This is a genomic window from Pseudomonas sp. HP_01 (assembly GCF_055284355.1).
Genome location: NZ_JBTOPV010000019.1, coordinates 19,795 through 35,546, shown reverse-complemented (window position 1 = coordinate 35,546; position 15,752 = coordinate 19,795). Strand labels below are relative to the sequence as shown.

The following is a 15,752-nucleotide window of genomic DNA, read 5'->3' as shown; positions in this document are numbered from 1 at the left end:
TCCAGGACGACTGTGATGAAATGCGACCCCCCTCTCTACCGCGCCGCGCCGCCATCACTCGCCGTGAAACCCCGACTGATTCGCCATCTGTTCGTGCCGCCGCTGATCATCCTGCTGATGATTGCGCTGGGGTACGTCACGTATTTGTACAGCGAGACGAACGCGATCAAGGCGCTGGGTGAAAACGGTCAGCGTCAGCTGGAGCTGCACGCGCGCACCGTCGAGAGCGAGATCAACAAGTACAACTACCTGCCCAGCGTGCTGGAGCTGGAATCCAATGTTTCCGACCTGCTCAACCATCCGTCTGGGGAGTTGCGCTCCAAGGTCAACGATTATCTTGAAGGCCTGAATCGGCGCAGCCGCAGTCGAGCCATTTATGTGCTGGACACCACCGGCCGGGTGCTGGCGACCAGCAACTGGCGCGACGCCGACAGTTACCTCGGTGAGGACCTGTCTTTCCGCGCCTATTATCAGGACGCGATTCGCGGTTTGCCGGGCCGTTTCTACGGCATCGGCAGCACCACCGGTGAACCCGGTTATTACCTGGCTCACGGGCTGGAAGAGAAAGGCAAGATCATCGGCGTCGCGGTGATCAAAGTCCGGCTCGAAGCGCTGGAAGAACGCTGGCAGCGCGCGCGTCTGGAGGCGTTTGTCAGCGACGAGAACGGCATCATCATCCTCTCCAGCGACCCGGCGCGACGGCTGAAATCAGTCCGCCCGCTGACCGCCGAGATCAAGGAGCGGCTGGCGCGCAGCCTGCAATATTACTGGTGGCCGCTCAACGAACTGGTGCCGCTGGAACGTGAATCGATTGCCGACGGGGTCGAGAAGCTGACCTTTCCTGCCAACACCAGCGTCGACCATGAGCACACGGTGGTGAGTTATCTGGCGCAGACCCGCGAACTGGCTGACACGCCTTGGCACCTGACCCTGCTGACACCACTGGAAGACCTGCGTAGAGAAGCCGCCAATCAGGGAATGCTGGTCGCCGTTGCCTGCGCGCTGGTGGCGTTTCTGCTGATTGCCTGGAACGAGCGGCGCAAGGTGATTTCCACCCGCCTCGCCGCACGGGAAGCGCTGGAGCAGGCGAACAACGAACTCGAACGGCGCATCACCGACCGCACCGCCGACCTGCGCGCCAGCAACGAACGCCTGAAGGGCCAGATTCGTGAACGTCGCCAGGCTGAAGAAACCCTGCGCCAGGCCCAGGACGAATTGATCCAGGCCGGCAAACTCGCGGCCATCGGCCAGATGTCCACCAGCATCGCCCATGAACTGAATCAGCCACTGGCGGCACTGCGCACGTTGTCGGGCAACACAGTTCGGTTTCTCGAACGAGGCGCGCTGGACACGGCGAGTGCGAACCTGCGCACCATCAACGATCTGGTAGATCGCATGGGCCGCATCACCGCCAGCCTGCGCGCCTTTGCCCGGCGCGGAGAAGACAAAGGTCAGGCGTCCCTGGGCAAGGCAGTCGAAGCTGCATTGCAGTTGCTCGCGGCGCGCCTGGACAATGCGTCGCTGAAGTTGCATCAGCAGATCGACGACGTTGAGCTGGGGATCGACCAGACCCGCCTTGAGCAGATTCTGGTCAACCTGATCGGCAACGCGCTGGACGCCATGCAAGCGCAGCCGTCGCCGATTCTGTGGCTGGAAGGTGAGGTGTTCGAGGGCCGCTACCGGTTGCGCGTGCGGGACAACGGCCACGGCATCGACGCTGAAGCGCGCAAGCACCTGTTCGAACCCTTCTTTACCACCAAGCCCGGTGAACAGGGGCTGGGATTGGGTTTGACGCTGTCCGCCAGCCTCGCCGCAGCGGCAGGCGGCACACTCAACGCTGAAGACCCGGCCGAGGGCGGCACGATGTTCGTGCTGGTGTTACCTCTGGTTGATCGCGGGGCGGCGGGTGTATGAGAGATCAACGCATCGCCGGGCACCGGGGCGGCGAGCCTGCCCGCGAGAGCACTGGGGCAGTCACCTTCTTCAAACCTGACACACCGCTTTCGCGGGCAAGCGCGCGCCTACAGGATTGCGCACTTCGGCCACGGGGTCCTATCGCGATGAACGCAACGCTGTCGTACTGGAATACACCATGAACACTGATCTGACGGTCCTCATCGTCGAAGACGACCCGCATGTCCTGCTCGGCTGCCAGCAGGCGCTGGCGCTGGAAGACATTCACAGCCAGGGCGTGGGCAGCGCCGAAGAGGCACTGGCGTTGGTGAATGAGAACTTCGCCGGCATCGTCATCAGTGACATCCGCCTGCCCGGCATGGACGGCCTTGAGCTGCTCAAGCGCCTGAAAGAACGCGATCGGACCCTGCCCGTGGTGCTGATCACCGGTCACGGTGATGTGTCGATGGCCGTCGGCGCGATGCGCGACGGCGCCTACGATTTCATGGAAAAGCCCTTCTCCCCCGAGCGGCTGGTCGACGCCGCTCGCCGCGCCCTGGAGCAACGCGGGCTGGCCCGGGAAGTCTGGTCGCTGCGTCGGCAACTGGCCGAGCGCGATTCTCTGGAAGGCAAGATCATTGGCCGTTCCCAGGCGATGCAAACCCTGCGCGCGCTGATCGCCAATGTCGCGGACACCTCGGCCAACGTGCTGATCGAAGGTGAAACCGGCACTGGCAAAGAACTCGTCGCCCGCTGCCTGCATGACTTCAGCCGCCGCCATGACCATCAATTCGTCGCGCTGAACTGCGGCGGCCTGCCGGAAAGTCTGTTCGAGAGCGAGATATTCGGTCACGAGGCCAACGCCTTCACCGGCGCCGGCAAACGCCGCATCGGCAAGATCGAACATGCGCACAACGGCACGCTGTTTCTCGATGAAGTGGAAAGCATGCCGATCAACCTGCAGATCAAATTGCTGCGGGTGCTGCAGGAGCGCACCCTGGAGCGACTGGGTTCGAACCATAGCGTGGCGGTGGACTGCCGGGTGATCGCGGCGACCAAGTCGGAGCTCAATGCACTGAGCAAGGCGGGCCAGTTCCGCAGCGACCTGTATTACCGATTGAACGTGGTGACCCTCGAACTGCCGCCCTTGCGGGAGCGGCGCGAAGACATCCTGCAGTTGTTCGAACACTTTCTGCAGCAGTCTTCGTTGCGCTTCGACCGTGAATCGCCGCAGCTGGATGCCCATACCCGCTCGGCGCTGCTGGCCCACGACTGGCCAGGCAATGTGCGCGAGCTGCGCAACGTCGCCGAGCGCTACGCATTGGGACTGCCTGCGTTCAAGACCGCCGGTGCGGAAGTGGCCACTCAACGCCTGGATTTCGCTGAGGCCGTGGAAGCGTTTGAGAAGAACCTGCTGAGCGAGGCGTTGCAGCGCAGCGGCGGGAATCTCAGCCAGGCGAGCCAGGAACTGGGCATGGCCAAGACCACGTTGTTCGACAAGGTGAAGAAGTACGGGTTGGGGTGAGCAAGCTCGCTGGTTGATTCTGGCCGCAGGCCGTAGGAGCGTGGCTTGTCCCGCGATCGGCTGCGCAGCAGTCGTAAAACCGGACGACTCGGTCCTTCCTGAGGAACCGCAGTCAGCCGATTGGCTGCCGCTTCGCGCCAGATCGCGGGACAAGCCACGCTCCTACAGGTCATGCGATGGCGGGGATCATTAGGGTGCCAGGGGAAATTCGCTGCTGCCGACTAACTCATCCACTTCTGCCGCGGTCGGTGCAGTCGCCGGGCCCCATCGGGTCACGGCGATGGCCGCGGCCGCATTGGCGCGCAATGCCGCCTCCGGAGCTGAAAGCCCTGACGCCAGCCCGGCCAGCAACACGCCCGCATGGGCATCGCCGGCTCCGTTGGTGTCGAAGGCCGTCACCGGGAAGCCACGCACGTGTCGGGTCTCGTAACCCTGACGAATCCAGCAGCCGTTCGGTCCATCACGTATCACCAATAACGCGTCTTCGCGCAGCCAGTGCGCCAGTCTGTCGAGGGCCCCATCAATCGTCTCGCACCCAGTGAAGCGCAGCGCTTCTTCGGCATTGCTCGTCCACAGCGTGATCAAGGGCAAAACCACCTGCATCCCGGACGCCTCCGGGGAATCGATCAGTGGCCCCGGATCGAACACCACGCCCGCCCCCGCCGGCAACCGCGCGAGCCAGTCCAGCAGCGTCGACACCTTGCCTTCGTGCAGCAAGCTGTAGCCGCTGACGAACACGTAATCCTCAGCTTGCACCTCGACGCCGCTCAGGTCTTCAGCCGACAAACCGCCCTCGGCACCGACGTAGGAAATGAACGAGCGCTCGGCCGAAGGCTCGATAAGCGCCACCGACAGGCCAGTGTCCTGCCCCGTCGACGCCGCCGCCGCGATGTCGATGCCTTCTGCCGCCATGGCCTGTCGCGCCAGATCGCCAAAACGCCCCGCGCCGTGGCGACCGAGATACAGCGTTGGCATGCCACTGCGTCGTGCGGCGGCCATCACGTTGAATCCTCCGCCCGTTTCAAAGGCCGCCGAGCGGGCGAGCACATCACCGCCGGAGCGAGGCAAAGCGTCCAGGGCCATGACCAGATCGACCACGACCTGGCCGGTGTAAAGCAATCTAGCGGGCATGAACAACCTCTTCGGCAACAACGCGACGGTCACGGGCACCGCCCAGCAAGGCATAAACACCGCCCGCTACCAGGAAGGTGACGATCCAGCCCAGCCCGTTATGGCCGAACCACGAGTCGGACAGCAAACCTTTGAATATCACGTTCTCCGGCGTCGTCGCGACGGTGGTGAAGCTGTAACCGAGCACAATGGCCAGGGCCCACGCACCCAGCGCACGCCACTCGATACCGCCGCGATACCAGTAAGCACTGCGCGGCGAAACGTCCATCAAGTCAGCCGGTGAGTAATAGTGGCGACGCATCAGGTCGACGATGAAGATCCCGACCCACGCAGTGATCGGCACGGCGAGCATCGAAATGAACGTGATGAACGGGCCGTAGAAACTGTCGGCGATCAGCATGAAGTAAATCGAGCCGGCGAAGATCGCCACGATGTCGACGATCACGGCGTGCACGCGCTTGATCTTGAGGCCCAGCGTCAGCGTGGTCAGGCCCGCCGAGTACACCGACAGGTTGTTGGAAAGCAGCAGCCCGCCGAACGCCGTGATCAAGTACGGCACGGCCATCCAGGTCGGCAGCAGTTCGCGGATCGCGATGATCGGATCAGTGGCCGACGCCAGGTGGTCATTGCCCACCGACAGCAGCCCGCCCAGAGTAATCAGGAGCACCAGCGGGATGCCCGCGCCGAAAGCGGCCGACGCCACCAGCCGCGTGGCCTTGACGCTGCGATGCTGATAGCGCGACATGTCGGCGCCCGCGTTGGCCCAACCGATGCCCGTGCCCGCCGCCATGGTGCCGATGCCAATGATCATCGCGCTCGCCGGTGCAGGCGCGGCGTTGAATACAGCGGGCCAGTCGATGTGGGCGATCAGGAACCCGCCGACGATAACGTTCAACGCGCCAAAAATGTACGTCGCCCACTTCTGGATGACCAGCAGGGTGGCGTGGCCGAGGCCGGACACGGTCAGCGTCATCAGCACGAAAATGGCGATGAACACGAGGGTCAGGCCCGGCGCACTCTTGGCTTCCACCGGCGTGGCGAAGAGGATCGAGCACAGCGACAGCAGTACGAAAGCGGCGGTCGTGGTGTTCACGGTTTCCCAGCCCAGACGCGACATCAGCGAAACGATGGTCGGACCGATATTCCCGCGCACGCCGAAAATCGCCCGCGACAGCGTAAGACTGGGTGCCCTGCCCCGGCGACCTGCGATGGAGATGACCCCGACCACCGCAAACGAACCGGCCGCGCCGAGAATCGCCACAATGATCGCCTGCCCGATCGACAGCCCGCGAAAGGCCACGAGCGTCGCCCCCAGCGGCAGGCCGAGGATGCTTATATTGGCCGCAAACCACACCCAGAAAAGCTGCAACGGGTGGCCGTTGCATTCGTTTTCCGGAACCGGTTCGATGCCGCGTGTTTCAAGCTGACCTGCGCCTTGAGCGGCGTTGGATGACGTCATGGGAATGCTCCTGTGCCATTTGTTCTGGTTGTGGGCAGTACGCAAAGCAAACGACATCCGTGTCAGCGTGGGCTTCTGCAGGCTGCAAAAACCCTGACTCGCCGCTGCATAGAGCCGCGAGGTAGGTCTTGTTCTCTATATGGGCTGGCGTCGGTCGGGTCAGACCCCGCGCAGGGACAGCAACTGCTCGACCACGGGATAGAGGTCGAGTCCGTTAACGGTCTGGATCTGTTTGATCAGCGGCTCCGGCCACGCGGTCATGCCTTCACAGGCACCGAGCATCGCCCCGAGAATGGCGGCGATGGTGTCGGTGTCGCCGCCCAGGCTGGCAGCCATGCACAGCGCATCGAATGCCGACAACTGCCCGCGAGCCACCTGATGCGCCACGGCGAACGCGGCGACCACCGATTCCTGGGAGGCGACCGACGTGCCAATCACGTCATAAATCAATTCGGGCAGTTGCTCATTGCTGCAGTCGGCGCACAGCTGTTTAGCCCAATGGATCCGAGCGGCAATGCGGCCGCCGGCGATCCAGTATCCGTGGCGCTCCGCCTCATGGGCGATCCGGGCGCCGACGTCGAGGGCTTCGCCGAGACCGGCACCGCTGATGCCCGCCGAGACAACCGCCGCTACCGCCGCTGCGCTGGAGATGCCGAGATTGGTGTTGTGGGTGACCTGGCAGGCCTGCTTGACCGCCTCGATGAAGGGCGCTTCTTCGCGCACGTCACAGGCAATGCCGACCGGCGTAATGCGCATGGCGGCGCCGTTGGTGGTGCCGAAACGGCCGGCTTCTTCAGGGCTGTGCCCGGCCAGAATCATCTCGATGGCGCGCTTGGTCGAGGGGCCGAGCAGGTCTTGGGACCCCTTGGCCTGCATCACCGCTTCCCAGTCGATCAGGCTCTGTGCCAGATCCGAAGGTTCAATGCGCCCCCCTCCGGCCACCAGCAACTCGGCGACCAGGATCGCCTGTTCGGTGTCATCGGTGATCGACCCTGCGGGCATGTTCGGCGCAATGGGCTGATCGGCACCGGCGGCCTGCAACTCAGTGATTCGGTCGAATCGCTGCCTGATCTGCTCGCGACTCAAGGACTGCGTCGGCATCCCCAACGCGTCGCCCAGTGCCAGTCCGTAGAAAGCGCCCAGGCCTCGGTCGCGCGTGTCGATCAGTGCAGTCATGTAGGTGATCCAAAAGCCAGATGCAGACGAAAATGCACGGGATCCAGAAGGCTTTCCACGTGCTCCATGAAACGTTCCCGGCGATCAAAAGTGGTGCGCGTCGCCTTGAGAAACACCGAGCCCGGCTGCCGTAACATCAGCACCGCGTCGTCGTTGCTCAGGGGCTCGGCGCCGATCCACTGATCGCCGCGATCACCGACATAGCCGTGGGCGGCCAGCGTGACCGTCAGTGAATCGTCGATCAGCCCTTCGCGGGGCAGGTTCTCCAGGCCATCGCAGGCCGGAATAAGCACACGCTCCAGGGACACCACGCTGCCATCGCCTGCCGTTCGACGGCGATCCAGCGCGATGAAATCGGCCGTGCCGAACCGACCCGCCAGGTCAGGCAGTTGCACCGCCACCAGACGCAGAACCTCGGTACTGACCCTGGCGCCCGTGTCTGCCAGGGCCTGGGCCCACCCGGCGCGCTGATCCAGCGAGATGCCGTCGTAGGTCACGATTGAGCCCACCCCGGTTTGCGTGGCGATGTAGTTGCGTCGCTTGAGCTCGGACAGCGCCTCGCGCAGCGTGCCACGGCTGACATTGAATTCCTGTGCGAGCAGATTCTCGCCGGGCAACAACTCGCCCGAGCCCATCTGGCCGGACTCGATGCGTCGTGCCAGCTCATCCACCACACGTTTTTTCTTGTCGAATCGAACCTGTCTAATCATGTACAAATTGATATCCGAAAGTGGCTGGGGGGAGCAAGTGTTTTTTGAAATGCAATGGACGATGCGTAACAGCCGATGACAACCGAAAGCGCAGCGCAATCAGCAGCCGTCCAGGACAGAAGAGCCTCGGAGCAACCGCCTGCGCGCTGCGCGTCAGGGAACATCTCGCTTGTCAGTCGGCCCGGTTAACTACGCTAGATTCTTCGCCCACGATCTGACGAATGGCGCTGACGAACACGTCGACCGGCTGCCCGCCGGACACGGCGTATTGTTCATTGAAGACGATCGTCGGCACCGAACTCACGCCCCGCGACACCCACAACTGTTCCAGTTCGCGAACTTCGCTGGCGTACTGGTCGCTGCCCAGCAAGGCCTCGGCACGCACTCGGTCCAGGCCCACTTTTTGCGCAACATCTGCCAGCACTTGGTGGCTGGAGACGTTGGCGTGCTGGCTGAAATACGCCGTGAACAGCGCTTCTTTGAGCTCGTGTTGCTTGCCTTCCAGCCCGGCCCAGTGCAGCAGTCGATGGGCGTCGAAGGTGTTGAAGATGCGCCGGTCGCCCTGCTTGAAGACGAAGCCGAGCTCAGCACCGCGCTCGCGGATGTTCTCGGCATTGGCCTGGAATTGTTCCGGCGTCGAGCCGTACTTTTCGGCGATGTGCTCAAAGATGTCCTGGCCTTCAGGCGGCATCTGCGGGTTGAGCTCGAAGGGCTGGAAGTGGATGTCGGCCTGGATTTCATCGCCCAGATGTTCGAGCGCCTGGTCCAGCGCGCGCAGGCCGACGATGCACCAGGGGCAGGACACGTCGGAGATGAAATCGATTTTCAGCGGAGTGCTCATGGCAGCCTCGTGCAAGAGAGGAAAAGCACCACGATACGCCGATCACGGTGGCGCTCAAACCCTACACCGGCACGCCCGCCCTCAAAGGGCGGGTCAACCCCGCCGTCTCATTAGAGCTGCGCGACGTGGGATGCGTCTTCACGATGCTCGCGTAAATACGGCAACACGGCCGCCAGCAGCGGGGCTTTGAAGGCTTCCTGAAAACGGTGGGCCAGGCCGGGAATAAGCTTCAACTGGCTGCCCTGGATGTGCGCCGCCACATGAATCCCATGCATGACCGGCAGCAGCGGATCAGCCGTGCCGTGGACGACCAGCGTTGGCACGCGCAGACGATTCAACAGCTCCACTCGGCTGGGCTCGGACAGGATCGCCAGAATCTGACGCTTCACGCCTTCAGGATTGAACGCCCGGTCGTAGGAAACCGCCGCTTGATGCAGCAGCATCTGCCGATCATCCTTGACCTCCGGGCTGCCCAGCGCAGCCAGAAGATCGGCCTGCTGCTCAAGGGCGGTCTGCCGGTCAGGCGCGCCGCGACGGGCCAATAGTTGCAACAGCGCCGGGCTGGGCATCGGCAGCCCGGGCGCGCCGGAGCTGGTCATGATCAGCGTGAGGCTCTCCACGCGCTTGGGCGCCATGTCCGCCAGATGCTGCGCAATCATGCCGCCCATGCTCGCCCCCAGTACATGGAAGTGCTGAACGTGCAGCGCGTCCATCAGGCCCAGCGCATCCTGAGCCATGTCAGTCAGCGAATACGGCGCCGACACCGGCAGGCCGATTTTGTAGCGCAGCACTTCGTAAGTGAGGTTGGGGCTCGGCGGCGCCTGGACCCAGGTCGACAAGCCGACATCCCGGTTGTCGTAGCGAATCACGCGAAAGCCCTGCTGACACAGCGCGACGACCACTTCGTCCGGCCAGTGGATGAGCTGCCCGCCGAGGCCCATGACCAACAGCAGCGCCGGATCGGAATCACGGCCAATGCTTTGATACGCCAGGTGCACGTCATCGAGCTCGGCCACCTGCGTGGGAACGTCAACATCGCATCGAGAGGCCGCAAAAGACGGCAGGCTGCACAAGAGCGCAGCCAGAAAAAGTAAAACCCGCATGGAAAAACACCGACACACAGAACCCCAGTAGGCCGCGAGTCTGATGAAGTTTTCTCAAGCGCGCTGCCACAGTTGCGTGACAGTTTGATGAAGAGGGCTGAGCGGTAGCAAAACGGTCATCTCAACGTGTATTCACGCGGCTGCAGTTGTCTGCGTGTTGATCGAATCTGAGACCCACAGGTTATCGGCGAAGCGCAGTTGAGCTTCCTTCACCACCTCAAGGGCGGCTTCACCGTCAGCGCCAGCGGGATCAAGTTCGCCAGCGACACCCAGTGAAAGCACCTTGTAGATGGGCAGGCGGTCTAGCACCAGGGGCATTTGCTCCGGCGCACTCAGCACGTCGACATGCAGGCCTTGCACTGGCAAACACACTGCAAGGCCAAGGTTGCTACCCAGTCCAAGCCCGCCGCAGGAGACGGCGAGCAGCTTTTTAAGCGGCGAATATTGCAAGGCGTGGTAAGCGCGCTCGAAGGCGTTCTTCCAGTCCTGAGGCAGATCGAGGGTCAGGATCGGCTCGTCGATCTGCACCCACTCGACGCCCTTGCCCGCCAGCCGCCCAAGGATTTCCCCGTAAACCGGCAGCAGACGGTCGAGCAGCTCAAGCTTGTCGAAGCCCTCGCCTTCCGCTTGCCCAAGCCACAGGTACGTCAGCGGGCCGATGATTTCGGGGCGGACGGTGTTGCCCAAGGCGCGGGCCTGGTCGACCTCATCGAACAGCGGCGCCCAGCTCAGGTTGAAGCGCTGGTCCTGCGTGAACGTCGGCACCGAATCCACATCAATGCCGTCACCCAGGGTTTCGAGGATGTGCTTGAAGTCCCTGGCGACGCCGGTGTGAGGAAAATTCGAGTTGTTGACCTGGCCCATGCTGACTGCTTCCTTCAAAAGATGGCGCCATTGTCGACACTTACGTCTGCATGAGACAAACTCATTAAATTCGTGTTGATCACAAAATTTACTCATGGAGCGCCGTCGGTGCTGGAAATTCGCCACCTGAAAACACTGCATGCACTACGCGAGGCAGACAGCCTCGTTGATGCCGCCGACCGTCTGCATCTGACGCAATCGGCGCTGTCGCACCAGTTCAAGGAGCTGGAAGAGCGCATGGGCATGCCACTGTTCGTGCGCAAGACCAAACCGGTGCGGTTCACCAGCGCGGGCTTACGACTGCTGCAACTGGCCGACTCGGTACTGCCGCAGCTGCGTCACGCCGAGCGGGATATCTCGCGGCTGGCCGGCGGTGTCGCCGGGCGCCTGCACATGGCCATCGAATGCCACAGTTGCTTTCAATGGCTGATGCCGACAATCGATCAGTTCCGCGATGCGTGGCCGGAGGTAGAACTTGATCTGGCGTCAGGCTTCGCTTTCGCGCCCCTGCCCGCCCTGGCCCGTGGCGATCTGGATCTGGTGGTGACATCGGACCCTCTGGAACTGGCAGGCATTACCTATGTGCCGCTGTTCACCTACGAGGCCATGCTCGCGGTCGCCAATCAGCATCCGCTGGCGGCCAGGCCTTATGTGGTGCCGGAAGACCTGATCAATGAAACCCTCATCACCTACCCCGTCGAGCGCGACCGACTGGACATCTTCACGCGCTTTCTCGAGCCGGCCGACATCGAACCGGCGCAGGTGCGCACGTCCGAGCTGACGGTAATGATGATGCAACTGGTCGCCAGCGGCCGCGGCGTCTGCGGGATGCCGCACTGGGCGCTGCATGAATACAGCTCACGCGGGTACGTGAAGGGGAAGCGGTTGGGGGAGAAAGGATTGTTCGCCACGCTGTACGCGGCGATTCGCGCAGACATGCTGGACGCGCCCTACATGCGTGACTTCCTGCTGACGGCAAAGGACACGTCGTTTTCGACACTGGATGGGGTGAGTGCGGTTCGTTAAACGCCGTGCAATCGGCAAATTGCAGGAGCGCGCTTGCCCGCGAAAGGGTCACTTACAACCCACCTTCGTGGCCTGACACGTTCCTTCGCGGGCGCGCTCCTACAGTTGATGGTGTCGAACTCAGGCCGTCGCCCGACTCAGGTAAAGCGGCAATATCGAGTCCCGTGTCAGCGGCGCCAGGTGCAGCTGCTCAATATTCCCGCCGTCGACCCAGATCGCTTCCTCGATCTCGGCGGCGGGCCTGACCGCGTCCTCAATGTGAACGCCATACAGCTGGCAATTCACTTCGAAGCCGGGTTCGTTCGCCGCCACTGCCGAAAACTCGCCCAGAAATCGCGCGTGTTCAGGCGAGATGACCAGACCCAATTCCTCGTTCAGCTCACGGGCCAGCGCATCGAGCGCCGACTCCCCTGCGTCGATCTTGCCCCCCGGCTGCATGAACGCTTCAGTCCCGCGCTTGCGCACCAACAGTGTCTTGCCATCGGCACGCGTCAGCAGCGCGGCGGCGATACGAAGCGTCTTCACCGTCACAGCACCACCTCGGTTTTCAGCGCGCGGGTTTCTTCAGCGCGTTCAAGCGCCAGCGTGATCAACCGGTCGATCAGCTCGGCGTAGCTCAATCCGCTGGCCTGCCAGAGTTTCGGGTACATGCTGATGGAGGTGAAGCCGGGAAGCGTGTTGACCTCGTTGATGATGATTTCCCGGGCCTCGGTGACAAAGAAATCCACCCGCGCCAGGCCGGCGCAGCCCAGCACGCGATAGGCCTGCAGCGCCACTTCGCGCACGGACTCGCTCATGTCTTCGGGCATCTGCGCGGGGATCGCGATGCGCGCCTGACCGTCGTTCAGGTACTTGGTGTCGTAGGCGTAAAACTCATCATTGGCCACGACCTCACCGCACACACTGACTTTCGGCTCGTGGTTGCCCAGCACAGCGCATTCGACTTCACGACCGACGATCCCCTGCTCGATCAGCACTTTGTTGTCGTAGTCGAAGGCCAGCTTCAGCGCCGCGGCATAGCCGGGTTCGTCGGTGACCTTGCTCACGCCAACCGACGATCCCTGGCACGCCGGTTTGACGAAAAGCGGCAGGCCCAGCTGTGCGGAAACGCTGACAAAATCCACCGTCTCGCCACGCTGCAGGACCACAAACGGCGCCACCGAAATACCCGCATCGCGCAGCAACCGCTTGGTCACGTCCTTGTCCATGCAGCCCGCCGAGCTCAGCACATCCGGGCCCACGAACGGAATATCCAGCAGACGCAGCATGCCTTGCAGGCAGCCGTCTTCCCCGAAACTGCCGTGGATCAGCGGGAACACCACGTCGATGCGCGGCACCTCCTGCCCGGTCTGCACTTCCACGAACTGCGGCCCGCTGGCGCCCGGCATCAGCGAAAGCAGACGGCCGGATTCACTGAGTTTGATGTGCGCCGGATCGGTGGGATTCTGCAGGTAATCCTGCTCGTCGAAGCGTAGCCAGTGGCCCTGCTTGTCGACGCCAATGAGGGTGACGGAAAAGTTGTTGCGATCAATCGCGTTGATCACGTTGCGCGCCGATTGCAACGACACTTCATGCTCGGAGGATTGCCCACCGAAAACGATGGCGACTGACTTTTTCAAAGGGGGATGCTCCTGAATTTCAGGTCGCAGAGCTAAAAGCAATTTGGCCCGATAGTCCAGTGCCAAGGTGGCGTGCGGGACCGAATACAGGAAAAACGTGCAAAAAAAATCCCGCGCCCGGGTGATCGACTGGCGATACCCGGAGCGCGGGAGGTGCTGCTGTCATTCCTCTTTCTTGGCGCCGGAGCCGAAAGTGGCGAAGCGCTTGTTGAACCCGGCGATACGGCCTTCGGTGGTGGTCTTGCGCTGCTGACCGGTGTACATGGGATGCGACGCGCTGGACACGTCAAGGGCAACGTATGGGTACGAGTTGCCATCGGTGTGGGTGTGCGTGCGGTCGGTATCAACTGTGGAGCCGATCAGGAAAAACACATCGGCAGCGGTGTCGTGGAACAGCACTTTACGGTAGTCGGGATGGATGTCGGCTTTCATCGTCTTTCTCCAGAATGTAAACAATCATGTAATACGTTATACAGTATCAATTCGAGATAGTTCAACCGGAACCCATTTTGTAACGGTTACAACTTTTGCCTTTTCCGCCGCCTCCCCTGCCGCTAACGTTCGCGCCGCTGACGACCCAGCCCGGTCCTCAACGGGAACGGAATGAACAACAACACCAGGAGGTAGTGCCATGCACTTGATCGATCGATACGAAATGAGCGTCCCCGGACACATGAAGCTGATTGACGCCCGCAGCGCGTTGAATCACCTGCAGCGCCTGGTTCAGGCAACCGACGGCAAGCCTGAATCCGAGCAACTCGTCAGCCTGATCGAAACGATCGTGGAGGCTTTTCACGAAGCCGCTGACGACGTCATGCCCGTCAACGACCACGACGTGTTCATGCGCCAGGCCTGCGAATGGAACTACATCGGGCTGTCTACCAAAGAGCGCGAAGTGCTTCACGAAATCCGTTGCTGCAACGACGATGGCAAAGAAGACATCTATCGAATGATCAGCGAAACGCTGGACCGCAAGCCGATGCTGATGCCGGAAGCTCAGTAATCCAGGGCTGCACTCAGGATCTGCGCGCACAAAAAGGGGCGCCGTCGACAGCGCCCTCCCTTTTTTACTCCACCTGTCCGTATCCACCCTTTGCTTTTACCCCACAAACCCGCCACCCTGCGCGCCGCCGATCAGACCCTGCTGACGGCAGGAACCAAGGCCCCACTGGCCCCTCTTCTATAAACACCTTTGCAAGGCCCACCGTCATGACGAATGGACGCGACCATCGGATCGACTTCTTTCGGGGTCTGGCGCTGATTTTCATTTTTTGGGATCACGTGCCGGCCAACCCTTTCGCGCAACTGACGCTGCGCAATTTCGGTTTCAGCGACGCCGCTGAGGTGTTTGTGTTTCTCGCAGGCTATGCCGCTGTGCTCGCCTACGGTCGCGTAGCCCAGCGTGACGGTTACGTGGTGGCTTGCCTGCGTATCCTCCGGCGTACATGGGTGCTGTACGTCGCGCACATCTTCTTGCTGACGCTGCTGATGGGCATCGTTTTCGTCGCCAACAATCACGTCGAGACCCGTGACATGGTGCGGGAGATGGGCCTGGAGTATTTCGTCGGCAACCCGCAGCAGGCCCTGGCCGATGAATTGTTGCTGCGCTTCAAACCCAACCTCACCGACCCGCTGCCGCTGTACATCCTGCTGATGGGTTCGTTGCCGTTGATCCTGCCGATTCTGCTGCGCAACGCGGCGCTGGCGATCGGCCTGTCGATCGCGCTGTACCTGATGGTGCCGCTGCTCGGCTGGAACCTGAGCGCCTACGAAGGCGGCGGTTACTGGTATTTCAACCCGGTCGCCTGGCAGTTGATCTTCGTGCTCGGCGGGGCCTTTGTCTTGCATACCCAACGGGCGCCAATCGTGATCGCCCCTATTCGGCCGCTTTGGCAACAGCCGCTGTTTCTCATAGCGGCGGCTTACCTGCTGCTGGCCGGCGTCATCACCGTGCTGTGGAAATTTCCTTACGTGCATGATGCGCTCCTGCCTACCGCGCTCACTGAATTGATCTACCCGATCAGCAAGACAGACCTGTCTCCGGTGCGCCTGCTGCATTTCCTTGCGCTGGTGTATGTCGTCGCAAAAACGCTGCCGACGTCGATGACCTGGCTCGACAACTGGCCTGTCCAGCAGACCTGCCGGATGGGCCGCTATTCGCTGGAAATCTTCTGCCTTGGCGTCCTCCTCGCCCCGCTGGCCGACATGGCCAACGCGCTGGCGGACGATGCCTGGCAAATGCGTGTGATCACCGCGTTGCTCGGCCTTGGGTTGATGCTGCTGTTGTCGAACTGGCTGGAGTTGAACAAGCGGTTGGGCAGTCCGAAGGCGGCGCGGATGGTGGAGGTTTGATGGGCCCCTCACCCGCCAGTTAGCGGCCGGCACCTCACCCCGTTTCAAACGGT

14 protein-coding genes and 1 pseudogene are annotated in these 15,752 nt (G+C 62.2%); 5 read left to right on the top strand and 10 right to left on the bottom strand.

The genetic code is table 11. The annotated features are described in order from the left end of the window. The first annotated feature begins 15 nt into the window (after positions 1 to 15). Positions 16 to 1,914, top strand: a complete 1,899-nt coding sequence (gene aauS, locus ACYAR8_RS12540; RefSeq protein WP_074888938.1) for a two-component sensor histidine kinase AauS — start codon at positions 16 to 18, stop codon at positions 1,912 to 1,914. A gap of 178 nt (positions 1,915 to 2,092) precedes the next feature. Then, positions 2,093 to 3,418 carry a two-component response regulator AauR gene (gene aauR / locus ACYAR8_RS12535; protein WP_074888935.1) on the top strand — a complete coding sequence of 442 codons (1,326 nt, stop codon included), beginning with the start codon at positions 2,093 to 2,095 and terminating at the stop codon, positions 3,416 to 3,418. Between the two features lie 189 nt (positions 3,419 to 3,607). On the opposite strand, the gene ACYAR8_RS12530 is transcribed toward aauR, so the two are convergent. The 7 genes and pseudogenes from ACYAR8_RS12530 to ACYAR8_RS12500 form a co-directional block, all read right to left on the bottom strand. Next, positions 3,608 to 4,549, bottom strand: a complete 942-nt coding sequence (locus ACYAR8_RS12530; RefSeq protein ID WP_463580056.1) for a PfkB family carbohydrate kinase — start codon at positions 4,547 to 4,549, stop codon at positions 3,608 to 3,610. Further along, complete coding sequence (locus ACYAR8_RS12525) at positions 4,539 to 6,008, bottom strand: purine-cytosine permease family protein (RefSeq protein ID WP_074888931.1); 1,470 nt, start codon at positions 6,006 to 6,008, stop codon at positions 4,539 to 4,541. The genes ACYAR8_RS12530 and ACYAR8_RS12525 overlap by 11 nt, the downstream gene beginning before the upstream one ends. Before the next feature lie 159 nt (positions 6,009 to 6,167). Then, positions 6,168 to 7,184, bottom strand: coding sequence for an ADP-ribosylglycohydrolase family protein (locus ACYAR8_RS12520; RefSeq protein ID WP_463580055.1), 1,017 nt, complete (start codon positions 7,182 to 7,184; stop codon positions 6,168 to 6,170). Further along, a complete protein-coding gene (locus ACYAR8_RS12515; RefSeq protein ID WP_463580054.1) occupies positions 7,181 to 7,894 on the bottom strand; it encodes a GntR family transcriptional regulator in 714 nt (237 codons plus the stop codon). The genes ACYAR8_RS12520 and ACYAR8_RS12515 overlap by 4 nt, the downstream gene beginning before the upstream one ends. 172 nt (positions 7,895 to 8,066) lie before the next feature. Next, complete coding sequence (locus ACYAR8_RS12510) at positions 8,067 to 8,735, bottom strand: DsbA family oxidoreductase (protein ID WP_463580053.1); 669 nt, start codon at positions 8,733 to 8,735, stop codon at positions 8,067 to 8,069. Between the two features lie 110 nt (positions 8,736 to 8,845). Beyond that, a complete protein-coding gene (locus tag ACYAR8_RS12505; RefSeq protein ID WP_463580052.1) occupies positions 8,846 to 9,838 on the bottom strand; it encodes an alpha/beta fold hydrolase in 993 nt (330 codons plus the stop codon). A gap of 162 nt (positions 9,839 to 10,000) precedes the next feature. Then, positions 10,001 to 10,603, bottom strand: a pseudogene (locus tag ACYAR8_RS12500) (5-methyltetrahydropteroyltriglutamate--homocysteine S-methyltransferase); the annotation flags it as partial. 207 nt (positions 10,604 to 10,810) lie between these two features. Between ACYAR8_RS12500 and metR the strand changes: the two are divergent. Continuing rightward, entirely contained in the window at positions 10,811 to 11,728 is a 918-nt protein-coding gene (gene metR, locus ACYAR8_RS12495; protein ID WP_065992512.1) for a transcriptional regulator MetR, read from the top strand. A gap of 120 nt (positions 11,729 to 11,848) precedes the next feature. Here metR and ACYAR8_RS12490 read toward each other — a convergent pair whose 3' ends face one another. The 3 genes from ACYAR8_RS12490 to ACYAR8_RS12480 form a co-directional block, all read right to left on the bottom strand. Continuing rightward, a complete protein-coding gene (locus tag ACYAR8_RS12490; RefSeq protein WP_463580051.1) occupies positions 11,849 to 12,253 on the bottom strand; it encodes an NUDIX hydrolase in 405 nt (134 codons plus the stop codon). 2 nt (positions 12,254 to 12,255) lie between these two features. Further along, positions 12,256 to 13,347, bottom strand: coding sequence for a D-alanine--D-alanine ligase (ddlA, locus tag ACYAR8_RS12485; RefSeq protein WP_463580050.1), 1,092 nt, complete (start codon positions 13,345 to 13,347; stop codon positions 12,256 to 12,258). Positions 13,348 to 13,509: 162 nt separating this feature from the next. Then, positions 13,510 to 13,779: a type B 50S ribosomal protein L31 gene (locus ACYAR8_RS12480; protein ID WP_074888917.1), complete on the bottom strand. Its 270-nt coding sequence runs from the start codon at positions 13,777 to 13,779 to the stop codon at positions 13,510 to 13,512. A 199-nt stretch (positions 13,780 to 13,978) separates the two neighbouring features. On the opposite strand from ACYAR8_RS12480, the gene ACYAR8_RS12475 reads away from it, so the two are divergent. Together ACYAR8_RS12475 and ACYAR8_RS12470 are read left to right on the top strand one after the other, a co-directional pair. Then, a complete protein-coding gene (locus tag ACYAR8_RS12475; RefSeq protein WP_463580049.1) occupies positions 13,979 to 14,350 on the top strand; it encodes a hypothetical protein in 372 nt (123 codons plus the stop codon). A gap of 206 nt (positions 14,351 to 14,556) precedes the next feature. Continuing rightward, positions 14,557 to 15,699, top strand: a complete 1,143-nt coding sequence (locus ACYAR8_RS12470) for an OpgC family protein (protein ID WP_463580048.1) — start codon at positions 14,557 to 14,559, stop codon at positions 15,697 to 15,699. Positions 15,700 to 15,752: the final 53 nt, after the last annotated feature.